The following is a 19,998-nucleotide window of genomic DNA, read 5'->3' as shown; positions in this document are numbered from 1 at the left end:
GTGCGTGGATTCAAGGAGGATGTCGTGGCTGACAAGAACTATCGCTCAGCAGAGACGGGCGAATACGTCACCGAGGAGACCGCGGCCGAGAATCCCAGGACAACCCTGGGTGAGAACGAACCGCACGAAGGCAGTAACCGCCGGGATCGTTCGGCGATCACGGGGAACTTCGTCGAGCCGGAGACAAGTAGACGGCATCCAGACACCACCGTCACCGAAAACGGCTGATCCATTCAGTACCGAGTTGGCTCCTTGGAACCGGGCTGGGCGGTGGCAACACCTGTTTTCGGGCGTGGCGGTTGATCGGAGCCGATTTGTCAGCGCAGTCGCCGGCATCCCGGCTCGGGATGCTCGACGTATCACGCTGACTGCGGAATTTCGCCCGCTTCTGTGCTCTATCTCTCTGCGGCGCAGGTGTGTTCGAACGAACGCGCCCGAACTGTCTGATTGGTCTGCGGTCCGAAGGGAAATCCGGGAGCAGTTGTTCGAGCGAGGTGGTCGGTGAGGAGTTGCGGTGTCAGCTGGTGTGCTGGAAGCGGGTGGGTGGGGGCTGCTGGCCGGCTCAGCTCTGTTGATCGGAGCGGTCGTTGGCTACCTCGGCCGCATCCCCACCCGCATGGTCGCCGCGATCATGGCTTTCGGCAGCGGCGTGCTGCTCTCGGCGGTGTCGTTCGAATTGATCGCCGAAGCCCACGACCAGGGCGGCATGGTGCCCACCGCCCTTGGTGCCGTGAGCGGCGCAGTCATCTATACCGGCGCGAACCTCGTCCTGGCGGCCCGCGGCGCGCGGCATCGCAAGCGCTCGGGTGGCCAGCAACCGTCGGAAACCGACCAGGCCGGTTCCGGTACCGCGATCGCCTTGGGCGCTTTACTCGACGGGATTCCCGAGTCGATCGTGATCGGGACCAGTCTGCTCGGCGGTGGCACGGTCAGCGCCGTCACTGTCGCCGCGGTATTCATCAGCAATGTCCCCGAAGGACTTTCGAGCGCCTCCGGAATGCGCCGTGCTCGACGCGGCCGCACCTACGTCTTCGGGCTCTGGGGAGCGATCGCACTCGTCAGCGCAGTCGCGGCCATGCTCGGCTACGGACTGCTCGGCGGGGCACCACCCGCACTCCTGGCCGCGATCACCGCCCTCGCCGGCGGCGCCATCCTGACCATGATCGCCGACACGATGATTCCCGAGGCCTTCGAGGACGCACAGCTGTGGATCGGACCCATCACCGTGGCCGGATTCCTGACCGCGTTCGCGCTGTCTCATCTCGGGCATTGACGCTGCCCGCATTTGGAGCAGCGGGCTCCGTGAACGGTTTCATGTGTACCCGAAATGGCTTGCACAACCGCCAAGAAACCTTTGCCGTCCAGGGTGGCTTCGCGAAATATGAACTGCGTCGGAGTCATTGAGTGCTTTCGTGAGCTGTGGTCTGCGACGGTCGCAGGCGGTTGCGTAGCCGCGGACTGTGGTTTCCGTAGTCGGGGTCGTTGAGTGGCGCGGTCAGGAAGTCGGCGGGGTGGAGTCGGCGCCCCAGTCGTGATTCGAGGCAGCCGATACACGCGATGCTTTCTGCACCCAGCGCGCCGGCCTGCCAGACGGCGTCGTGCACGGTGTACCACTCGTCGGGCCCGTCGCATGGCGCGGTCGGCAATCCGCAGTCGTGGCAAGGGAACTCGTCGCGACGGCGGTGTGGCAGAACAGCGAAGCCGCTCGGCCACAACCTTCGCCAGCTCTTGATCTGCGAGACCAGCTGGGCCGCAGTGCTGGTCACGCGCTGACGCGCCGGCGTACCGCGCCCTTCTTGATGCAGGAGGTGCACACCTTCAACCGCACGGGCGTGCCGTCCTGCACCGCGCGCACGGGCTGGATGTTGGGGTTGAAGCGGCGGCTCGTGCGGCCCTTGACGTAGCGCTGTTGGGCTCGCCGTCCCGCGCGCGCCACCTTCTTGCCGAAGCTCGGCTTCTTGCCGCAGACGTCGCACTGGGCTGACATGCTCTCTCCTGTTCTCCGACAGCGATTCTCGCGCCGCCGGTGGGATCTCGTTTCGGTTGATGGACAGTGTCGGCGAGCAATCGCGAACACTGCGAAGCGTTTTGACCGCCTTGTTGCCGAGGCCCTGGCCATTGACCTGCGGGAATCACACCCTCTGGCCTGATGCGATCGGTGCAGATCGCACGGCGGAGCGTGCAGGTTGCACGATGTTCAGATCCATCCGTGGCGGGCTGCGGTGCGCAGGGTCTCGATGCGGTTGCGGGTACCCAGCTTGCGGTTGATGGCGGCCAGGTTGTTGCGCACCGTGCCCGCCGAAAGATGCAGTGCCGCAGCGATTTCGTCGGGCCTGTGCCCCTGGGAGATCAAGCGAAGGATGTCGATGTCCCGGGTGCTCAGCGGGTTGGCAGGGCCGCGCAAAGCCGCCGCGACCGCCTGCGGTTCCAGCACCGATTCACCGTGCGCCACCCGGCGCACGGTATCGGTCAACGCAGCGATCGAAGCGCCGGTGCTGAGCAGCCCCTCCACCCGCGCGTCCAATGCGGAACGGAGCAGGTCGGGCCGATGCGGTGCCATCACGATGACGACGCGGCAGTCGGGCAGCGCCGCTTTCAATTGTGTTGCGGCGGAAATCCCGTCCACCCCGGCGAGATTCGCATCCAGCAGGGCCAGGTTCGGGCGGGCGCGCAGGGCACTGGGCACCACATCGGCGCCCAGCGACACCTGCGCGACCACCTCCACGCCGGACTCGCCGGCCAGGATGGTGGCCAGCGCTTCCCGGGGCAGCCGAAGGCTCCCGGCGATCAGCACTCGAATCATTGATTCGTTCCTCTTCGAAGAGCGCCGAACAGGTTGAGTGTGTTGATGTTTCGCGCGCCACGTCGTCACGCCGAGTGCGACGACGTCAGCCTCGCATCTGCCGACGAGGCAGCTCAGCGGTCAGCACGACGAGCGCGACGAGCATGGCCCGCCGCGCCGATAAAACCGCGAGCGGTGTCGAGTCTCCGCGGACACGGAAAACCTCCTGTTCTGACAGTTGGGTATGGCGACTCGGACAGGCCGGGGCCACGTACGCAACTGCGCACAGGAGTGGAAAGGTACGACAAAGCCCAGGCCAACTGGAAAAGCCGTCCACGACACGACCGGAGCACACATGAGCGGCTCACGGGGTCAGTGCCGGAACAAGCGGCTACTCGGCCTGGGGGATAAGTCATCACCTCGGAACTCGATCGGTACGAAACGCGCCACGCGTCCCGTAGAACTTCGCAGAACTATTGCGTCCGGGCCGAATGGGCCGCCCACGCATAGTCCTGCTGTCATCAGGCTAGGTATATTCGTACCTCACGACAAGCTCATTTTCGGGGGCGTGAGCCACGACCAGACCGCCGAGGCGCTGGCGGGCTGCTTCACCACCGAACGATCCGTGACCACCGTCCAGCTCGAGCTATATGTGGCCGCCATCCGCCGACAGGCACTGCGCTCGATCGCGAACCGCTTCACCGCGGCCACCCGCGCAATGTACACCTACTACACCGGCCCCGCCGAACTGCTCACCGACGCCGCCCAAGGCATGACATTGCGCGGCATCGCGTCAGACTTTCCACCCACCCGAGACCGAATCAGAACACAGCTCTTGCGATGCCTGCTGCGATGAATCAGGTTCGACCCGAAGCAGTTTGATCGCCCAGGGCTAACCCGTTGCGATCAGCGCTCATTCGCCCAACCTTGATTGATCCGCTCGAAGTAGGCATCATCGGCGGCCTGGATCTCCTCCTCGGACATCGACCGCTTGGGTTCTTCGGACGTAGTCTCCGCCGTACCCAGTAATTCCTGGAGTGGGCCGCGGAGGCGAGGATCGGCTGTCCGGGTGATCTTTTCGGTTGCCGCCTTGACGTCGGCTCGCGCCTGCTGGTGGCAGTCGAGCAGAGCGGCGGCAAGTTGAGTGCTGGTCCAACGCATCGCAGCGGGCGCGATCTGCAAGTCAGTGATGTCGCCCTGGGCGTTGACCTCGACAGTGATGCCGCGGACTGCACCGCGTCCGACAACCCTAGCGGCGGACGTCGCGAGTTTGTCTGCGCTGCGGCGAATCTCGGCGAGTTCTTGCCGCAGTTGCTGTTCCCATTTCTGCAGATCCGTCATGACCAACCCAACTTCTTGCGTATCTGCTGCACGATCTCGGGTACCGGTCGACGTTGGTCGTTGCGAGGCTTCTCCTGGCCTGTGTACACGCGGTGGTAGTGGGCGAGGTTTGGTCCTAGGAGCTGGACGATCGCGGGATTGTCGTAGACGTTTTCGACGAACGACACCGCGATCAGTTCCGATACCGGACCTCCATTGTCCTCCCAAGCCGCTTCGAGTCGTGCGAAGAACGGCGCCAGGCGCGATCGCGGATTGGGGCTGTCACGCACGACCTGCCCTACCCAGCGCGCGATATCGCCCATCAGTACGGTCGGGAGAAGCTCGTCATTGTCACGGATGTGCTCGGCGATAAGTGGCTGGATCTCGGGTTCCAGAGCAGCAAGCTCGTCGATAAAGCGAGCTTGCGCAGGCACCAATGTCCTCGTCCACGTGTAGAGCATGTCCAGTATTTCTTTGTCGGTCCGGTCATCCATGATTAGCCATCACTTTCCCGCCAATGCGTCCATGAGGTTCGTCAGTTCCCGGATCGCGACAGCCCGATCCGCAGGGTCGGTGTTCGCCTTGTTCATCAACCAGTTCGCGAGTCCTCGTTGCACTTCCATCGCCTTCTGCAGATGCCATTTGCCTTCGGTGGGAACCAAGTTTCGGAACTCGTTGCGGACGGCATCCGCTGTGGTGCCATCGCCCACCCGGTCCGGGTTGTTCGCCCCCTTGTAGAGGTCGTCGAGGAAGTTCTGCAGCTTTCGGTCGTTCACGGTCGGTTTGACTGCAGCTGGTTTGGGCGGCAGTTCAGGCAGCCCTCCACCGGAATCGGACCTCCACCACTTGGTTTTGGCCTTCTCCAGCCATTCCCCCAGCTTGGTCAATATCGGTTTCAGCTTGCCGGTGACCGCCGATCCGATACGGCTGGCGATGGCGGCGACCTTGGTCACGAGACGGTCGATGATCCGGCCGATACGGGCGGCATAGACGCCGATGCGAGCGATGACCGCGCCGTTGCCGAGTTCGGACAGTCCGCCGGTGAACGGAACCAGAACGGCCATGCCCGCTTCCACCGCAGCGGTCTCGATGAGCATCTTCTTCAGCTCATCGAGGATCTCGCTGTGCGCGTCGTCGAGGTGCTGGGCATAGTCCGCGCACGAATCACCGATCTCGCGGTACGCCGCCTGCAGCTCCATGAAGTTGTAGGAAGTCTCGCTGCAGGCGGCGACCGCGGCGGGGATCTCGGCCGACTGCTGGTTCTCCAGCAAGCCGACCGTATTGGGGAACCGGCCGGTGGCGGTGTCCAATGCCTCCGCCGCGGCGTACCAGACATCTTTGGCCGCGCGCAGTTGGTCTTGGTGGCCGTTCGGCCACACCAGACCCGAAACCGATTTGATCAATGACCAGCCGAACGGCTCCGGCCCGCCACCGCCACCCGCCGAGGGGACCCGGATCGCCAGGCATGGATCGAACCCGACAGCGGGTGTCGGGGGCGGCTCGACACCGTTGGCCGCCGCTTCGGCCACAGCGTGGTTGTGAGCACCGGCCGCGATCAGATCGCTGGTGCGGGCGCAGGTCGACACCAGCTTCGACGAGGTCTGCAACGCGGCATCGACAGCCTCGTCATAAGACTTGGCCCACTGCTCGCCGGCAGTATCGCTGCCGCCCATGCCGCCGTACCCGGCCAACGTGGTCAGCAGCGCACTGTGTACTTCGCTGGCGTCGTCGCGAATGAATCCCATGCCTTCGCTGGCCGATCGGTAGTCCTCGCCGCGACAGACGATGATCGGGAAACTTGCCGGAGGGCTCATGGCCACATCTCGGCATTGGTTTGCACAGCGCCGGTGTAGTTGGTGTGCGCTTTGCGTGCGACGTCGCGCAGTTCGTCGAGATTCTCTCGCATCTCCGCCGCACCCGCCAGCCACCGGTCGTGGGCAACGCGCTGCGCCTGTGCCGCCTGACTCGACCAGGACAGATGCAGTTCAGCGACGAGTTGATCGACTTCCCGCAGCCATCCTTCGACATCGGCACCGAATTTCGCCATTGCCGTGACCGCTTCGTCGAGCTGCGCCAGATTCACCCGGTAGCTGTAGTCGTCCACCATCGGCTACACCTGCTCGCCTGCACGAGTGATCGCGTCACGGTTGTCCCGGTCACGCGTTTCGTATCGGTGCGCGGCGTCGACCAGATTCGCCGCCGCACTTTCGAGAGCCGAGACGATGTCGTCGGCGCCTTGCTTCCACTCCACCCACGATTCGTCGTAGGCCGAAGCAGCCCTGCCCTGCCAACCATCGACCAGTAGTTCCTTACCGACCGTTGTGTCGAGCCGGGCCACCCCGTCCCGGATTGTTTGCGCCTTCTCCATGATGACTCGCGCCACACCACGGAGCCGATCCGGCTCCACCTGAAGCTCATCCGACATGCAGTCTCCCCTCACCGCGCAGTCAACCGGTGTATTGCGTAACTATAAGACGCGTGAAGGTCAGCGCGGCTTAGATAGGTGTCGCGCCTTGCGGGTCTACCCGCCTGTCGACCCAGCCGATTGATGGCACAGGGGGCACGAGCGAATTCGTTGGCTCATGCGTGGGATATCGCTCGACCCCGAGATCGGACTGGAGGGAAGCTTCCCTCGACGTCGAAGCCCGGCAACAGCTACATCCCGGTCGATCCAACGAACAACGGATCCGGGAAGGACTGCGCCCAGGGCTTTGAGATGGTAGCCGCATCCGCGGTGCGGACATTCGTGTTTGCCCGCCACCGTCATATGTTGGGCAGGAACCACAAGCCTTGTGCCTGGCAGGATTTCCCACCGAGCGCGCCAAGTTCCACAGAGGGCGAAAATCTAAGGCATGACTGGGCTCTCACTGACGACTGAGCGACGTACGGAGTTGACCGCGCTGCTGGACGACGAGCAGCGGTTGCGGCGGGAGTATCCGAAAGTTTCGGAGTACTTGGAGACGGCACCGATGTTGGCGGGGACAGGCGACCCGACTGCGGATGCGGCGTTCGACCTGAGGCTCGTGCACTACATGACAGGCGGCCCGTCGGCGTCGAGAAATCCGTACTGGGACATCGTTGCGCCTTCCATTTCCGAGGACGCTGAGCGTCAGGTGGTGAACGGCGGACGGGAGAAGGGCAGTGCCCGTTTGGCTTTCGCGCAGACGATCTTACAGGCCGCGTACGCGTATGCGGTGCCGTCGCCGGCGACGATCGAGTGGATCGGGCAGTTCAGTGGCGGTCGGAAGGTGCTGGAGCTGGGTGCCGGGCGGGGCTACTGGGCGGGACAGCTGGCTGCCGGTGGCGTCGATGTGGCGGCTTTCGATGTGGAACCGCCGGACAGCACGTCGAACGTGTCGTTTCCTGGCGCGGCTGGGCAGTTGGATGTGTGGCATCCGGTTGGTGGTTCAGCGGAGTTCGATTCAGCACTCGAGGGTGAGTCGGTGTTGTTCCTGTGCTGGCCGCCGGGGTGGGGTGATTCGATGGCGTCGACGGCCTTGCGGGAGTTCGAGCGCCGCGGCGGAACTCGCTTGGTATTTATAGGCGAGCCGAAGGGCGGCAAGACTGGTGATGATGCCTTCTTCGACCGACTGACGGAGGGCTGGGAGCTGGAATCGCAAGATGCGCACTATGTCTCGTGGTGGAACTTGGGCGACGTCGCGCAGGGCTGGGTTTTGCGGGGATAACTGTCCTCTTCGGCCTGGCCGGTCACGTCCTGCTCGACCGGGAACGACTCGAGGTTGGCGAACGCAATGAACTGCCGTGCCGGCGCGGACCTCACCTAATGATTTCTACTGCACGACAGCTGATCTCATCCAATGCCGATTCGAAGCAACTCAGCACGGTACGGTGTCGAGGTTGTCATCGACACTACGCCGTTCTGACCAGCGACCAGGAGGTCGAGTGTTCGAGTACCACGGCTGGCTCACCGTTCAATACGACGTCGAGGACGACAACCACGCCCAAATCGAATCGACATACCAGGACGTGGAAGCTCGACTCGACGCCTTCGATACCGGTAGCGGTCTCGTCGACCTCCGGCGCGTCAATGGGAAAATTCAACTTCATTTCGCTGGATACACGAACCACCCGCACTGGAGCGTACTGGACGGCTTCAAAGAAATCGGCAGCATAGCGCCAGGATCTTTCGGCACCCTTTGGCTGAGAAATGATGAAGACCCGAAACTCTACAACGAGTTCCAGATTTTTGTCATGTGCCGCGGGCAAACATCAACGCGGAACGACACCCTGCTGTCTCCCTGCGTTCCACTGATCGAGAACCAAGACGAATAAATCTGGCGCGCCGTTACCTGCAACTCGAGGGTTCGATTTCCTTCGATGCCCCGTGGCCATTGAGCGAAGGAGTTCTCTTGCGCGGACGTTGGTGAACGGGTGGTTGTCGGGCCGGAGCCGGGTAGTTGATGGCGAGCCAGGAGAGGCCTCCCGCCCGCCGAGCAGCGTTGCCGAATCGGTTGATGGAGGTCGATTCCGAGAGGTCTTCCTCTTTACGAAGCGACCGATCGACCCCACGACCGGGTGTGAGGAGTTCGCGTGCCACTCACGCAGCCATTCTCCACTACGCGATCCGGGCCAACGAGATCCTGCTGCTGGGAGGACGACTCGGTCCGCCAACCGAAAACCTCCGACCGAGCCTCACGCCAATGGCCATTGAGCGATCGACACCACGTCTTCACCACAGCAGAAAGATCGCCGCCATACCCGCGACGTAGCCGACGATCACCGCAGCTACCCCACCGAGCACCACCACAAGCCAAGACTTGCCGCGCCACCAGAGCGTCACCATTACGAGGATGGTGAGGACGAGGATTCCGATGAGCAAAGCGACGGCAGGGGCATGATCAGAGTGCATAGCGTAGCCAGGCGCGTGATTGATCTCCACGCTGGTCGACATCGACCCTCCGGTGGCCGATGTTTCACCGAGCGCGCCGGCGCGGCACAGATCGACTCGATACCCTGCACAAGACCACTGCTTTCGCGGCAGCCTCGGCGTTCGGTGATGAATGATCGCCCCGACCCGCGAACCGCCATCGACCTGAAAGGATCTGGATTTCGCTGGGCGCATCGGCCGACGTTCGGGCTAGTTCGGCAACGGATCCCTGAGGGTGCTCACTGCCGAGTAAGCGCGATATGCGGCATGAGCGCGCGGTCCCGCTCTCAGCTCGACATCAGGTGCTCCAGCGACTGAAAGGCCGCCCTCGAACGGTCCGCCGCGTCACCGAAACTCAGCAGCTGCGCGCACACCGCGGTCGACATCACAGTGCGCGGCAACTGGACCGAAAGCGGCGCGCAGGTGCCCGGCAGTCAAATGACGGCCAGCCGTCCACAAAGCCTCGAGGGCTGCGTCATCGGGCTCGAAATCCTCGAGAGCCGCCCGGTCGGGTTCGAGTCCCTCGTCATCCTCGTCGAGGACGCTCTGTGCGGCATCCATAAGGATTTCTCGGACAAAATCCCCAACATCCGGCATCGCCCCGGCGAACCCGTCGTCGACATCGTAATCAACACGACGCCAATGGCTTCCATCGAACCCGTAGGTGAAGGATATGACCGGTGCCCAACTTGCCGGGTCGTTGTCGAGATCATCGATCACGCTCCGCCACCAGTCCGGCACCCCTGCGAGCACATCGATCTCCTCGACACCGTCCATGCTTTCGCGAAAGTAAGTCCGGGAGAACTCGAGGTCACGCCCGCACAACACCGCTCGGTTTTCCGGCAGCAGCACCAGTTCCGCCCAGTTACCGCCGCCGTCGTCATAGTGGGCGAACCGGTACCGCGCCCTCAGCTCCTTTACCTCTACCGAGCTTCCGTCGCGAGCTGCACTATCGACAGCCGCGCAGACCGCCCAGTCATCCCACAGCAGCTGTGGGTCCGGCAGGTCGACAGTCGTGAATCCCACAATGCTCCAATCGATAAGCAAGACAGCCCTCGATTCGGGAGACTAGCCGCACATACCGACAGTGCATGCCCCTCCCGAGTAGACAGGCCATCCTCCAGCGTCGTGAGCCGCTGCAAGCCTTCCATGAATCGCGTGATAGCTGTGCACATCGGCGGCCGAGACGCTCGACTGAGACCGCCTGACACGGTGGACCGACGGTGATCCGAAGCACGAGTTCACCAACAACCGCCTCGCGCGAAATCACCTCGATGTCATGACACCTCAGGTCGAGTTTGCTCCGAGGGAATCGGGGGTGAATACATAGCGGGTGAACCAGCGCGGTATCTGACGTTGCAGTGCCAGGTCACCGTGCACCTGGACTCCGGGCTGTCGAAGCAGTTGCGACCAGGAGAGATTCCCGAGCCACCATTCGGTTGTCGCTCGGGTGGGTGTGGTGAGCCAGATGTCGATAGGCGCGCCGGTGTCGTCTCGGCACAGGTCCACGCCGGCCCGATCCAGATGTAGCCAGAACCTGCGGTCGGAGGCCGGTCTGTCGGTGAATTCGATGGCGACCACGACTCGGCGGTCGGGCAGCGCGGCGGTATCGACGCGTCGGCGCATGTCCCAGGTGAGGGCGGCGGTGTCGAGATCGTCCTCGGTCAAGGCGGCGCTGTCGGTCGTGATCGCCCATCTGGCCAACTCGCGGACCACCGGGGCGAGCGCGGCGCCGGCGTCGGTGAGGCGATAACCCTCGACGACTCCGGCGGCGCGCAGCGTCCGCAGCCGCGCCGACAGGGTTGCCCGGGGAATCCGCGGCAGCCCTCGGGACAGGTCACCGAAGCTCGACGCGCCGAGCAGCAGTTCACGAACGATCAACAGCGTCCAACGCTCACCGAGCACATCCAGTGCCCGCGCCACGGCGCAGAACTGTCCGTAACCACCCATACCCGCAGCGTACGTGCCGCATGGCGGCGTGCACGGTTCAAGAATTGAACTTCCGGCGCCGCGGCGATGCGCCGATGATCGACAACGTCGGTGTACGCCTCGGGAAGGGCGAGTAATCCATGGAAATCGGCTCCAGTGTGCTGACGGCGATCGGCCGCACACCGCTTGTGCGACTGCAGCGGGTGGTGCCCGCGGACTGCGCGACCATTCTGGTGAAGGTCGAAGGACACAACCCGACCGGCAGCATGAAAGACCGGATGGCACAGGCCATGATTGCCGCTGCCGAGGCCGATGGCCGGCTACAGCCTGGCGGCACCGTCGTCGAATACACCGGCGGCAGTACCGGTGCCGCGCTGGCCCTGGTCTGCGCGGTGCGCGGATACCGGCTGCGGATCGTCAGTTCGGCAGTGTTCAGCGAGGACAAGCTGATCCAGATGGCCGCGCTGGATGCCGAACTCACCCTGATTCCGAGTGCGAACGGACAGATCACCAAGCAGCTGATCCACGAAATGATCGATACCGCAGCCGAATTCGGCCGCCGACCCGATACCCACTGGACCGATCAGCTCACCAACACGGCCAGCATCGCTGGTTATCACTCCTTGGGCGAAGAGATTTGGGAACAAACGGCTGGCCGCGTCGACGGCTTCGTCCAAGCAGTCGGCACCGCAGCATCGCTGCGCGGGGCGACCACACCGCTGCGACAACACAATCCGCGCCTGCAGGTGGTCGCGGTCGAGCCGGCCGAATCGGCGGTGCTCTCCGGCGGGAACCCCGGCGCGCATCTCATCGAAGGCATCGGCATCGGTTATGAACCCCCGATGTGGGATCCCGACCTCCCTGATGAGATCAGCCCCGTGCCAACCGCTGAGGCCGAAGCCATGGCACGGCGACTCGCGAAGGAAGAAGCGCTTTTCACCGGAACGTCCTCCGGCGCAAACATTGTCGCGGCGATCGAACTCGGCCGTCGACTCGGTCCCGACGCCACCATCGCTGTGGACTCCGGCCTGAAATACCTGAGCACCACTGTGTTCCGGGCGAGCCGACCCTGAAACACTCGACCCAGCGCTGCGGCACGTCCGCGCCGGGGCACGTTCCCCGCAGACCAACGGGGTGATCGAGCGGTTCTTCGGGACTACAACACCCTTCGACCTCATCAAGCGCTCGGAGACCGGACTCCAAGATCGCCTATCTCGACGATCAATCTGGCTGAGACCACACGATATGCGGCATGAGCGTGCACTCAGTTGTGCGAGCCGACTGCCCGAATGCCTCGAACGGTGACCACGGGTGAACTGCAGTTGATATGCGACCCCCGCTCGTCCTTTAGGAGGACGGGGACACAAGGTCGGCTCCACGACGATGGGACAGAAGTCGAACCGAGAGGAACCGATGACTGTCACCCTTGTTGCGGCGTTGGTCGCACTGGCGCTTGTCGACAGCACCAGTTTCGGCACGCTGCTCATCCCGATCTGGTTGCTATTGGCTCCAGGACGGCTGCGGGCCGGGCGAATCGCGGTCTACCTCGCAACGGTCGCGACGTTCTACCTCGGTGTCGGAATCCTGCTGGTGCTCGGCGCGGACGCGGCGCTGGAGGCGGTGGGTAGCATCGACATTCCGCCAGTGCCGCTTCGGATCGGGCAGCTGGTCCTCGGCGCACTCGTCATCGCGCTGAGCTATCGGCTCGAGGCCAGGGCCGCACAGCGCGCCGGCCGTCCCGGCAACATCCAACTCTGGCGGTCCAGGACGATGTCGGGCACCGGCAGTGCGGGAAGCCTCATGAAACTCGCGCTCGTCGCGGCCGCGCTGGAAGTCGCCACCATGCTGCCCTACCTCGCCGCGGTCGGCCTGCTCGCCAACGCCGATCTCGCCTGGCACCTGATCGGTATCACGCTGGCCGGCTACTGCATCGTCATGACCCTGCCCGCCATCGCCTTAGCCCTGGCCCGTTTCGCCCTGCACCAGCGGGTCGATCCATTCCTGCAACGAATCAACGAATGGCTGAGCCGCAACAGCGCCAAAGCTCTCGGATGGACCGTGGGCGGTATCGGTATCGGCATCATTCTCAATGCCGCGATCGCCCTGGTCGTTGCTCCGACATGATCTGGCCTTCCCCTCGAACAAGGAAGCGAGAACTCCCGGCCAGATATCCTCAATTCGGCATTTCGGTGCTACTTCGCCTTCGACGGACAGGATCGCATCCACGAGCCCCTTCCCCGGCTCATCTCTCTCGAGACAAACTCCAGCCAGCGCGTGTCAAGGCAGTTCCGATCGCGATCCCGAGAGCCAACGGCGCAGCGAGCAACAGTAAATACAGCCAACTGCCGACAACCGGGTAGTAGACATCGGTGACGACACCCGACGACTGAGACGAGCCATAGAAGTCCGCACCGACTTCGACTTCTACCCGCGGACGCGACAGCATCCACCAAAGCTGAAACGTCGCTACGGCAATCATCCCGCTGAACAGTCCGAGAGCGCCGAACATCTTGACCACCATCAAACACCCACCCGCGTTGACCCGCCGCAAGATCCACAGCGAATGTACTTCACTCAGTGGGAGTCAGCCTGGGCAGCGGCGCCGATCCGTAACCAGCATTACAGGATGCTTCGGTCAGCGTGTGTCCCAGGTTTTTCTTGAAACCGAGCTTACGTAGCCAATCACCAAAGACGTGCTCCTCGGTCAGTCGACCGGGCATGTCACAAAATATGCAGGTCTTCTTGTCAGCTGCTGTCTGACGACGAGAAGGCTGCGGTCGGTGGTCCATTGACGAGCAAAGGTAGTCGAACGCACCCCAACAGTCATCAGCTTTGATGGCTGACCGCTTGCTCTATGGCACCTTCACGGGCAGCGGTGGACCGAGGACTCCGTCCCGAGCGTAATTCTGATAGCCCGGCACCACCCGCGTCGCAACTCGGTAGACGAGTGTGTTCGGCAAAGCGACTAGATCGGTTTCGGCAGAGCCGTCACGAATACCGCAGTCCGGGACGGTTTTTGCTGTGCCCCCAAGACTTGGGGCGATCTCGCGTGCATGTGCTGCGGTATCTTCCATGCGATCGCCGCACCCTGGTCGGCGCGCAGAGGAAGCACGCCACATGTTCAGCAAATTCTTTGCGGCCGCAGCGCTTTCGGTGAGTGCCGCCGTCGTTTTTGCGGCGCCGCCCGCCGCCGCCGACCCGGTCAACTGGGGCGCCGGTTCCCTCAGTGTGTGGGGCAACGTCTACGCGTTTTCGGTCAACCACCCGACCGAAGCCGACGCCATCCGAGCCGCCGACCGTGCGTGCAAGGGTCAAGGCATCATCGACTGCCGGATGATGGTGACGTTCGCGAACGGCTGTGGTGCAGTCGTGACGAGTCCGCTCTCGATCGTCGCGGGGTTCCCGATCGTGGGCTTCGGTAAGGGGGCGACGCCGGGTGAGGCATTCGCAGACGCCACCCGCAACCTGCCCACCGGCACCGGAAGCGTCGGCGCGTTCAATCGCGAACATGCCTGCACCCAGCCGTGATCTGGTTCCAGTACGGTCCTCGGCAAGAGCGGATACTCGTACGCTGAGATGCTGTTGTGGTGTGATCCGGCCTGGGCGTGCACTATTCGCTCTAACGAGGGGAAACCCCCTGGGATCAGCCGAAAGTGCACGCCCGGACCAGGGCTACTCCTGACCGGTTCGAACAGCGCGGCACGCGTCTCACACCGGCAACCCACTGCCGCGTCGGCGCACGCTTGGCCTGAGCCGGTGCCTGCGGTCTACTCGGTCGGCGCTGGACGGGCTGGTTTCGGCGCGGGGACTCGGCCACCGATCGTTGTGTAGACGGACACGGCGCCGGACAGAGCGAGGAAGCCGAGGGCCAGGCCGACCATGCCGAACCCATGGGCGTACTGCAAGTATTGCGGGGAATGGCGGCCGGAGTCGTCCACGCCGAGTAGGCGGCCGGCCGGAGACTGCCAGCTGCGGAATGCGTCGCCGTCTCCGGCGAACCAGCAGAAGAGCGTCAAGCCCAGAGCGTACGCCCACAGCAGCAGCAAGATGCCGACTCGGGTGAATTGCCTCGCTTCGGCGAAAGTACTTGTGGGGGAGAGCATTCCGCGTGCCATCCAGGCCAGCAGGCCGAAGTTCAGCAGCCACACCGGGGCGCCGAGGACGAAGACGAAGGCGAATATCCAGCCGCGCCCTGTCAGGAACCGGGCAAGGATGTCCACCGCCTGGATCACCGGGATCGCGACCGTGGTCACGACGACCCACCTTCTCATTCGATCCATCACCGCAGCCCTCTCGGATTTCGACTCGCGGTGTTGAGTGTTCATCGGATCGAGGTGCGGATCATGAGTATTCCTACCCGGAAGACCGCAGTGGTTCCACGGCAGCCGCGCGGGGCGTTTCGGGCGGTGCCTGTCGGACGCGATCCGCCCGGCTTCCGGCCGCGATGGTCGAGTCCGCAGAAGGCGACCGGCCCGTGCCGCGTAGCGGCGTAAGCCGCTGTGCCGCCCCCGCTTTCGGGGGCAGGCATTTCGAGGTCTGTCGGGCGGAACGGTCGTCTCGGTAGCTTCGCTGCGCTGGCCGATCCCCTCCCCGGCCGCCGAAAAGGAATTGTGATGCGCACCAAGCTTCGTATCGGTCTGCTCGCCGGTGTACTCCTGATGGCACCCTTGGCGACCGCGATCCCGGCCTCCGCCGCCGGACTGCCGCTGCAGTCCACCGAGCAGGCGGATCAGGTGGCCTCCCCCGGCTGCCCCGGTGGCGCGGCGCACTGGAGTTGTCTGCTGGAATCGCTGTCCGCCAGCGGCTCCAAGGGCAAGTAGCACCTGCCACGCGGCCGTCGTACGCGAGCTCACCTGGCACCCAACACTGTTTCGACGAACGGATTGCCGTGGAAGACCAGAAGGACATCGTCGCACTCACAAAAATCCTGCCGCGAGGTCTAGGTGCGGACGAGGAGATCGACTGGTCTGCCGCTGAGTTGCGATGGGGCACACGGTTCCCAGGTGACTATATGGCGTTCATGTCCGTCTATGGCGCCGGCGAGCTCGTCACTGCCGACGAGTTCGCCGGTCTGGCTATCCTCATGCCTTTGCCCAAGAAGAGCCGATTTCTGGACGATCAAACATTCGAGGCCGAGACCGAGAACGCCCGTGACACTTGGGAAATGCTGGGCGGCCAGGATGGCCTCGACATCGACCCGCAGGACATTCTCGCCTGGGGTGTCACATCGGGTCCCGATATCCTGTGCTGGCTGACGACCGACCCCGACCCCGACCGGTGGCCGGTTCTGGTCTGCGGGCGGCACACCGACACAAGCTTCACCCTCTTCCCCTGCAACATGGTCGAATTCCTCCGCAGGCTGATCCTCGACGAGCACGACCTCTACCCCCTCAGCACCGATATGCGAGGCCGTTCGCTGCGCTACCTGCACAGGCTGGAAAGGGAACAACGTTGAGGCCGCGCACCGGCATGCGCGCGACGGTGGAGTACACGCCCACGAAGTGCCTTGGCCGACCGAGCCGCTATCGCTTACCCGCGCGAACCCAGAAACGACAACGGAGCGCTGCAGACACACACGGTGAGCATCTGCTCGGTGCCCCCAGCACCGCGAATCGCGACCTCACTGCACCAGTCTGATTCCGGTACGGCAGTACCCAACCGGCCCGCCACACGGCCGGGTTTGTCAGCAGTCATCGTGACGGATCGTCGCGTTGCCATTCGGAGAACCCGACCAGCAGGATTGGAACGCGTTCTCGCATTGCTTGGCGAGCAGTTCGCGTTCTGCGGGTGGGGATTCGTCGAAACGCCGGCAACCCCGGTCAAGGTCTTTGAGGCAGACGTCACGAACGGTCCACCGCCGTTAAGCCGATCGTTACCGGGCGTGGGTCAGATCAAGTCGACGCGTGCGTGTTCGATCAGGGCGAGCATCAACTCGAAGGCTCCGTCCGCCCGGTCGCGGTCGCCGGTGGTCATCAGGTCGATCTGTAACCCGCGAATCTGGGCCAGCACGAATGTCGCAAGTTCAGGCGCGATTTCGGGGGGACATCCGAAACGGATCAGGGGTTGCGCGATGAGCGTGATCCAGTTCGTGATCAGCGTCTCGGGCAAGGTGGTGTCGCGAGTGTCCGAATAGCCCACGGCGGCAGCCAATTCGAACAGCACCCGGAATTGCCGCATCTCCCGCGGCTGGCACAGGCGGCGCCAGATCCCGCGCAGCACCTCGATTCCCGACGCATCGCCGCTCAGTTCCACTGAGAGCAAGCGCGTTTCGAAATCCGCCCGAATGCAGCCCAGCACTTCGGCGATGAGCGCCTCTTTCGTCTGAAAGTGCCGGATCAGCGTCCCATGACTGACCCCAAGCGCGGTCGCCAGCGGGCGCAACGACAGATCTGCGACACCGTGGTCGAGCACATACTCCGTCGCCGCAGTCAGCAACTCGGGACGACGATGCTGGTAGCGGAGCTTGCGGCCGTCGATTCGAGGTTCGCTCATCGCCAGTCATCGTAGCTGGTCAACCGCCGATTCCCGGATAGGCGGACCGGTCGGTTGCGTAACCGACTGGACCTGCTATCGTCGAGCTACCTGCTGATCACGCTCTAGGAGCGCCTATGCGGTACGACGAATATCGAGCCCACGACGCGATCGGCCTCGCGCACCTCGTCGCCGACAAACAGCTCCACCCCACGGATCTACTCGCGGCCGCACTCGCCCGCTGTGAACAGGTCGACCCGGCCCTGAACGCGGTGAGCCTGCTCATGGCCGAGGTCGGCCGTGCTACCGCGGCGAATCCGATCGAGGGCGCTTTCGCCGGGGTCCCGTTCCTCATCAAAGATTTGTCGCAGGATTACGCCGGCTATCCGACGGCTTCGGGAACCCGCGCGCTACAGAAATTTCCGGCCGGCAACCACAGCATCATGGTGCGCCGCTGGATCGAGGCCGGACTGGTGATCTTCGGCAAGACCACCGTTCCCGAGCTAGGGATCAAGCCCGTCACCGAGACCTCGGCCTACGGCGCCACCCGCAACCCGTGGGACCTGCACCGCTCTCCCGGCGGCTCGTCGGGTGGCTCGGCCACCGCGGTAGCCGCGGGCATCGTGCCCGTAGCAGGCGGCAACGACGGCGGCGGCTCGATCCGGATCCCGGCCGCCTGGACCGGACTGTTCGGGCTCAAACCCGGCCGCGGGCTGCTGCCGTGCGGTACCAAGGGAGGCGATTACCTGCACGGCCTCGCGACCGAGGGAGTCCTGTCCCGCAGCGTCCGCGACACCGCCGCCATGCTCGACATTCTCGCCGGACCGGATCCCGGTGCCCGGTACCGCCACGACGGCCCCGGCTGTGTCTTCGCCGACGCGGTGACCGAACCACCCCGCCGACTGCGCATCGGCGTCGCATCCGAATCCCCGATCGGCACCACGGTGCACAGCGAAGCGGTACGCGCGACCGAACACACCGCAGCCCTGCTGGAATCACTGGGGCACCACATCGACTACACGGCACCCGAATTCGACGGCCGAGCGCTGGCGGCCGACTTCACCACGATCTGGAGCGCACACGTCGCCGCCGATGTCGCCCAGATTCGCCGGCGCACCGGCGCGGCCGAACGAGACTTCGCCTTCGACACACGCGTATTGGCCGCCGCCGGGCGAACCACCCCGGCCCACGAGCTGGTCGCCGCCTACGAACGCTGGAACGACTACACCCGAGCCCTCGCCGATTTCCACGAGAAATACGACCTGCTCCTCACCCCCACCGTCGCCGAACCCGCACCACGGATCGGCCAACTCGAGACCCCGCCAGCGCTCAAGCTCATCGCCGCCCCACTGCTGACAGTCGGCGCCGGCCGCCCGATCACCCACAACAAGATCTTCCGCGACCACGTGATCGCCAACCTCGCGGTCGTCCCGTTCACCCAGTTGGCCAATATCACCGGCCGGCCCGCCATGAACGTCCCCCTCTACCGCACCCCCGACGGGCTCCCGCTCGGCACCCAACTCATCGGCGGCCCCGGTAGCGAATACCTACTCCTGCAACTCGCCGCCCAACTGGAAATCGCAAGTCCCTGGGCGCATCTCGAACCGCCGGAGCCCGTACTCGACACACCCGCAGCATCTGCCAGGTGACATCACCGAGCAACCAGCACAAGGAGAATCGGATGTCTTCGTCGAACAAACAGCTCACGCCGGGCCCGGCGGTATTCCGCAAACGCTTCTACACCCTGCCTCGACTCCTCGCCGACGTACGGGTTCTGCTCAGCCGCCGCGCCGACGCACGCGCGATCTTCGGCGAGCAACGCCTGGACCCACAGTTGTGTGAAGAGGTGATGCTGGCAGTGTCCACAGCCAACGCCTGCGCCTTCTGCACCTACATTCATCAAGAGACCGCCCTGGCCGCCGGAACCGGAATCCGTGAACTGGCCGAGTTCGCGGGCATGGATCCCGACACCATCGACGAAGACCACGCGATCGCCGTCATGTGGGCGCAGAGTCGCGCCGAGGCCGGGCTCGGCACCGCGGGCGAGCATCTCGAACGAACCCTGGCGACCCGGTTCACCGATCAGCAACGCCGCGACCTGGACACCGTTATCCGCACGACTACGTTGTCGAATCTGGCAGGCAACACCCTCGAGGCCCTCATCCGCCGCCGTCAAGGCCGAAAAGTCCCCGGCAGCAGGCTATTCGACGAACTCATCATCGGCAGCGCGTACATCCTGGGATCGATCGCTCCAGGCCTACGCACCGCACGGATGCGGGGCAAGTCGGTGTGCCAGGCAGCGCGGGAAGCCACCACGGCGATTCGCATGAGCGCGGCAGCATGAGTTGACGGCTATGGTCATACACCCGCGCCGCCGCCCTGCATCCACCCGCCTCGGCCCGCATCGGGTTCATCGGATCGGCGCTGCGAGGTCGAGTGCCGGGTTTCGGTCGAAGAAGCCCGATGTGAGCGACGCCGCCGACCTCGGCCACTATACGAATACACGGACAACAGTCCCGACGCCTCGACCACCACTAGTCGAGGCAGTCCCGCAGCAGATCGCAACAGGTGTGGTGCCGGTGGTTTCAGGATCTGGCGCACTTTTCGC

Annotated in this window: 25 protein-coding genes and 1 pseudogene; 13 read left to right on the top strand and 13 right to left on the bottom strand. The window is 64.1% G+C overall.

Annotated elements, in window-relative coordinates; all coding sequences use genetic code 11:
• Window positions 1-24 precede the first annotated feature (24 nt).
• Window positions 25-228 carry a hypothetical protein gene (locus tag TY25_RS18760; protein WP_042258058.1) on the top strand — a complete coding sequence of 68 codons (204 nt, stop codon included), beginning with the start codon at window positions 25-27 and terminating at the stop codon, window positions 226-228.
• Window positions 229-514: 286 nt separating this feature from the next.
• Entirely contained in the window at window positions 515-1,273 is a 759-nt protein-coding gene (locus TY25_RS18755; protein ID WP_226887170.1) for a ZIP family metal transporter, read from the top strand.
• 489 nt (window positions 1,274-1,762) lie between these two features.
• Here the strand turns inward: TY25_RS18755 and rpmB are convergent, their stop codons facing one another.
• A complete protein-coding gene (rpmB, locus tag TY25_RS18750) occupies window positions 1,763-1,987 on the bottom strand; it encodes a 50S ribosomal protein L28 (RefSeq protein ID WP_042257908.1) in 225 nt (74 codons plus the stop codon).
• Window positions 1,988-2,197: 210 nt separating this feature from the next.
• Window positions 2,198-2,803 (bottom strand): response regulator transcription factor, encoded by a 606-nt coding sequence (locus tag TY25_RS18745; RefSeq protein ID WP_042257907.1) that lies wholly within the window; start codon window positions 2,801-2,803, stop codon window positions 2,198-2,200.
• Window positions 2,804-3,350: 547 nt separating this feature from the next.
• Between TY25_RS18745 and TY25_RS18740 the strand changes: the two genes are divergently transcribed.
• Window positions 3,351-3,638 carry a TetR/AcrR family transcriptional regulator gene (locus tag TY25_RS18740; RefSeq protein ID WP_052383056.1) on the top strand — a complete coding sequence of 96 codons (288 nt, stop codon included), beginning with the start codon at window positions 3,351-3,353 and terminating at the stop codon, window positions 3,636-3,638.
• 50 nt (window positions 3,639-3,688) lie between these two features.
• Here TY25_RS18740 and TY25_RS18735 read toward each other — a convergent pair whose 3' ends face one another.
• From TY25_RS18735 to TY25_RS18715, 5 genes are read right to left on the bottom strand one after another with little or no spacing between them, the layout of a single operon-like run.
• Window positions 3,689-4,123 (bottom strand): YbaB/EbfC family nucleoid-associated protein, encoded by a 435-nt coding sequence (locus tag TY25_RS18735; RefSeq protein WP_042257905.1) that lies wholly within the window; start codon window positions 4,121-4,123, stop codon window positions 3,689-3,691.
• A complete protein-coding gene (locus tag TY25_RS18730) occupies window positions 4,120-4,596 on the bottom strand; it encodes a DUF7674 family protein (RefSeq protein WP_042257902.1) in 477 nt (158 codons plus the stop codon). Before TY25_RS18730 ends, TY25_RS18735 begins: the two co-directional genes overlap by 4 nt.
• Before the next feature lie 9 nt (window positions 4,597-4,605).
• Window positions 4,606-6,030, bottom strand: coding sequence for a WXG100-like domain-containing protein (locus TY25_RS18725; protein WP_162184211.1), 1,425 nt, complete (start codon window positions 6,028-6,030; stop codon window positions 4,606-4,608).
• Window positions 5,913-6,209, bottom strand: coding sequence for a WXG100 family type VII secretion target (locus tag TY25_RS18720; RefSeq protein ID WP_042257901.1), 297 nt, complete (start codon window positions 6,207-6,209; stop codon window positions 5,913-5,915). Before TY25_RS18720 ends, TY25_RS18725 begins: the two co-directional genes overlap by 118 nt.
• Window positions 6,210-6,212: 3 nt before the next feature.
• Entirely contained in the window at window positions 6,213-6,527 is a 315-nt protein-coding gene (locus TY25_RS18715) for a WXG100 family type VII secretion target (protein ID WP_042257899.1), read from the bottom strand.
• Between the two features lie 466 nt (window positions 6,528-6,993).
• On the opposite strand from TY25_RS18715, the gene TY25_RS18710 reads away from it, so the two are divergent.
• Window positions 6,994-7,788, top strand: a complete 795-nt coding sequence (locus tag TY25_RS18710; RefSeq protein ID WP_226887169.1) for a hypothetical protein — start codon at window positions 6,994-6,996, stop codon at window positions 7,786-7,788.
• A gap of 217 nt (window positions 7,789-8,005) precedes the next feature.
• The gene (locus TY25_RS18705) at window positions 8,006-8,395 is read left to right on the top strand and encodes an immunity 7 family protein (protein ID WP_042257895.1); all 390 of its coding nucleotides are present in this window, start codon (window positions 8,006-8,008) and stop codon (window positions 8,393-8,395) included.
• Window positions 8,396-8,792: 397 nt separating this feature from the next.
• On the opposite strand, the gene TY25_RS18700 is transcribed toward TY25_RS18705, so the two are convergent.
• The 3 genes from TY25_RS18700 to TY25_RS18690 all read right to left on the bottom strand — a co-directional run bounded on the left by TY25_RS18700 (window position 8,793) and on the right by TY25_RS18690 (window position 10,940).
• The gene (locus tag TY25_RS18700; RefSeq protein ID WP_146154136.1) at window positions 8,793-8,972 is read right to left on the bottom strand and encodes a hypothetical protein; all 180 of its coding nucleotides are present in this window, start codon (window positions 8,970-8,972) and stop codon (window positions 8,793-8,795) included.
• Window positions 8,973-9,335: 363 nt separating this feature from the next.
• On the bottom strand, window positions 9,336-10,016 hold the full coding sequence (locus tag TY25_RS18695; RefSeq protein WP_052383054.1) for a hypothetical protein: 681 nt from the start codon (window positions 10,014-10,016) through the stop codon (window positions 9,336-9,338).
• 261 nt (window positions 10,017-10,277) lie between these two features.
• Window positions 10,278-10,940: a winged helix-turn-helix transcriptional regulator gene (locus TY25_RS18690; RefSeq protein WP_042257892.1), complete on the bottom strand. Its 663-nt coding sequence runs from the start codon at window positions 10,938-10,940 to the stop codon at window positions 10,278-10,280.
• Between the two features lie 137 nt (window positions 10,941-11,077).
• Between TY25_RS18690 and TY25_RS18685 the strand changes: the two genes are divergently transcribed.
• From TY25_RS18685 to TY25_RS18680, 3 genes and pseudogenes are all read left to right on the top strand, one after another.
• Window positions 11,078-11,992 carry a PLP-dependent cysteine synthase family protein gene (locus tag TY25_RS18685; protein WP_226887168.1) on the top strand — a complete coding sequence of 305 codons (915 nt, stop codon included), beginning with the start codon at window positions 11,078-11,080 and terminating at the stop codon, window positions 11,990-11,992.
• A 72-nt stretch (window positions 11,993-12,064) separates the two neighbouring features.
• Window positions 12,065-12,175 (top strand): annotated as a pseudogene (locus TY25_RS44680) (integrase core domain-containing protein); the annotation flags it as partial.
• Window positions 12,176-12,332: 157 nt separating this feature from the next.
• Window positions 12,333-13,043 (top strand): GAP family protein, encoded by a 711-nt coding sequence (locus TY25_RS18680; protein WP_042257889.1) that lies wholly within the window; start codon window positions 12,333-12,335, stop codon window positions 13,041-13,043.
• A gap of 118 nt (window positions 13,044-13,161) precedes the next feature.
• Here TY25_RS18680 and TY25_RS18675 read toward each other — a convergent pair whose 3' ends face one another.
• A complete protein-coding gene (locus TY25_RS18675) occupies window positions 13,162-13,440 on the bottom strand; it encodes a hypothetical protein (RefSeq protein ID WP_146154135.1) in 279 nt (92 codons plus the stop codon).
• A 551-nt stretch (window positions 13,441-13,991) separates the two neighbouring features.
• On the opposite strand from TY25_RS18675, the gene TY25_RS18670 reads away from it, so the two are divergent.
• Entirely contained in the window at window positions 13,992-14,447 is a 456-nt protein-coding gene (locus TY25_RS18670) for a DUF4189 domain-containing protein (RefSeq protein ID WP_226887167.1), read from the top strand.
• Window positions 14,448-14,686: 239 nt separating this feature from the next.
• Here TY25_RS18670 and TY25_RS18665 read toward each other — a convergent pair whose 3' ends face one another.
• On the bottom strand, window positions 14,687-15,172 hold the full coding sequence (locus tag TY25_RS18665) for a hypothetical protein (RefSeq protein WP_146154134.1): 486 nt from the start codon (window positions 15,170-15,172) through the stop codon (window positions 14,687-14,689).
• A 360-nt stretch (window positions 15,173-15,532) separates the two neighbouring features.
• Here TY25_RS18665 and TY25_RS18660 point away from each other — a divergent pair, with 360 nt between their 5' ends.
• Both TY25_RS18660 and TY25_RS18655 read left to right on the top strand, forming a co-directional pair.
• Complete coding sequence (locus TY25_RS18660; protein ID WP_042257880.1) at window positions 15,533-15,739, top strand: hypothetical protein; 207 nt, start codon at window positions 15,533-15,535, stop codon at window positions 15,737-15,739.
• Window positions 15,740-15,807: 68 nt separating this feature from the next.
• Window positions 15,808-16,374, top strand: a complete 567-nt coding sequence (locus TY25_RS18655) for an SMI1/KNR4 family protein (protein WP_052383052.1) — start codon at window positions 15,808-15,810, stop codon at window positions 16,372-16,374.
• Between the two features lie 431 nt (window positions 16,375-16,805).
• Here the strand turns inward: TY25_RS18655 and TY25_RS18650 are convergent, their stop codons facing one another.
• Window positions 16,806-17,411 carry a TetR/AcrR family transcriptional regulator gene (locus tag TY25_RS18650; protein WP_042257879.1) on the bottom strand — a complete coding sequence of 202 codons (606 nt, stop codon included), beginning with the start codon at window positions 17,409-17,411 and terminating at the stop codon, window positions 16,806-16,808.
• 116 nt (window positions 17,412-17,527) lie between these two features.
• Here TY25_RS18650 and TY25_RS18645 point away from each other — a divergent pair, with 116 nt between their 5' ends.
• Together TY25_RS18645 and TY25_RS18640 are read left to right on the top strand one after the other, a co-directional pair.
• Window positions 17,528-19,039, top strand: a complete 1,512-nt coding sequence (locus tag TY25_RS18645; RefSeq protein WP_042257876.1) for an amidase — start codon at window positions 17,528-17,530, stop codon at window positions 19,037-19,039.
• 32 nt (window positions 19,040-19,071) lie between these two features.
• Window positions 19,072-19,734, top strand: coding sequence for a carboxymuconolactone decarboxylase family protein (locus TY25_RS18640; protein WP_115347005.1), 663 nt, complete (start codon window positions 19,072-19,074; stop codon window positions 19,732-19,734).
• Window positions 19,735-19,998: the final 264 nt, after the last annotated feature.

It is taken from the genome of Nocardia brasiliensis NBRC 14402, from assembly GCF_000308475.2.
Lineage (GTDB): Bacteria > Actinomycetota > Actinomycetes > Mycobacteriales > Mycobacteriaceae > Nocardia > Nocardia brasiliensis.
The sequence above is the reverse complement of the archived record's forward strand: the minus strand, read 5'-3'. Positions and strand labels throughout refer to the sequence as shown.

Bases quoted from the DNA above. Each gene is read 5' to 3' on its own strand.
- rpmB (WP_042257908.1), bottom strand. From the start codon at position 1,987: ATGTCAGCCCAGTGCGACGTCTGCGGCAAGAAGCCGAGCTTCGGCAAG.
- TY25_RS18745 (WP_042257907.1), bottom strand. From the start codon at position 2,803: ATGATTCGAGTGCTGATCGCCGGGAGCCTTCGGCTGCCCCGGGAAGCG.
- TY25_RS18735 (WP_042257905.1), bottom strand. From the start codon at position 4,123: ATGACGGATCTGCAGAAATGGGAACAGCAACTGCGGCAAGAACTCGCC.
- TY25_RS18730 (WP_042257902.1), bottom strand. From the start codon at position 4,596: ATGGATGACCGGACCGACAAAGAAATACTGGACATGCTCTACACGTGG.
- TY25_RS18720 (WP_042257901.1), bottom strand. From the start codon at position 6,209: ATGGTGGACGACTACAGCTACCGGGTGAATCTGGCGCAGCTCGACGAA.
- TY25_RS18715 (WP_042257899.1), bottom strand. From the start codon at position 6,527: ATGTCGGATGAGCTTCAGGTGGAGCCGGATCGGCTCCGTGGTGTGGCG.
- TY25_RS18700 (WP_146154136.1), bottom strand. From the start codon at position 8,972: ATGCACTCTGATCATGCCCCTGCCGTCGCTTTGCTCATCGGAATCCTC.
- TY25_RS18690 (WP_042257892.1), bottom strand. From the start codon at position 10,940: ATGGGTGGTTACGGACAGTTCTGCGCCGTGGCGCGGGCACTGGATGTG.
- TY25_RS18680 (WP_042257889.1), top strand. From the start codon at position 12,333: ATGACTGTCACCCTTGTTGCGGCGTTGGTCGCACTGGCGCTTGTCGAC.
- TY25_RS18675 (WP_146154135.1), bottom strand. From the start codon at position 13,440: ATGGTGGTCAAGATGTTCGGCGCTCTCGGACTGTTCAGCGGGATGATT.
- TY25_RS18670 (WP_226887167.1), top strand. From the start codon at position 13,992: ATGCGATCGCCGCACCCTGGTCGGCGCGCAGAGGAAGCACGCCACATG.
- TY25_RS18660 (WP_042257880.1), top strand. From the start codon at position 15,533: ATGCGCACCAAGCTTCGTATCGGTCTGCTCGCCGGTGTACTCCTGATG.
- TY25_RS18650 (WP_042257879.1), bottom strand. From the start codon at position 17,411: ATGAGCGAACCTCGAATCGACGGCCGCAAGCTCCGCTACCAGCATCGT.
- TY25_RS18645 (WP_042257876.1), top strand. From the start codon at position 17,528: ATGCGGTACGACGAATATCGAGCCCACGACGCGATCGGCCTCGCGCAC.
- TY25_RS18640 (WP_115347005.1), top strand. From the start codon at position 19,072: ATGTCTTCGTCGAACAAACAGCTCACGCCGGGCCCGGCGGTATTCCGC.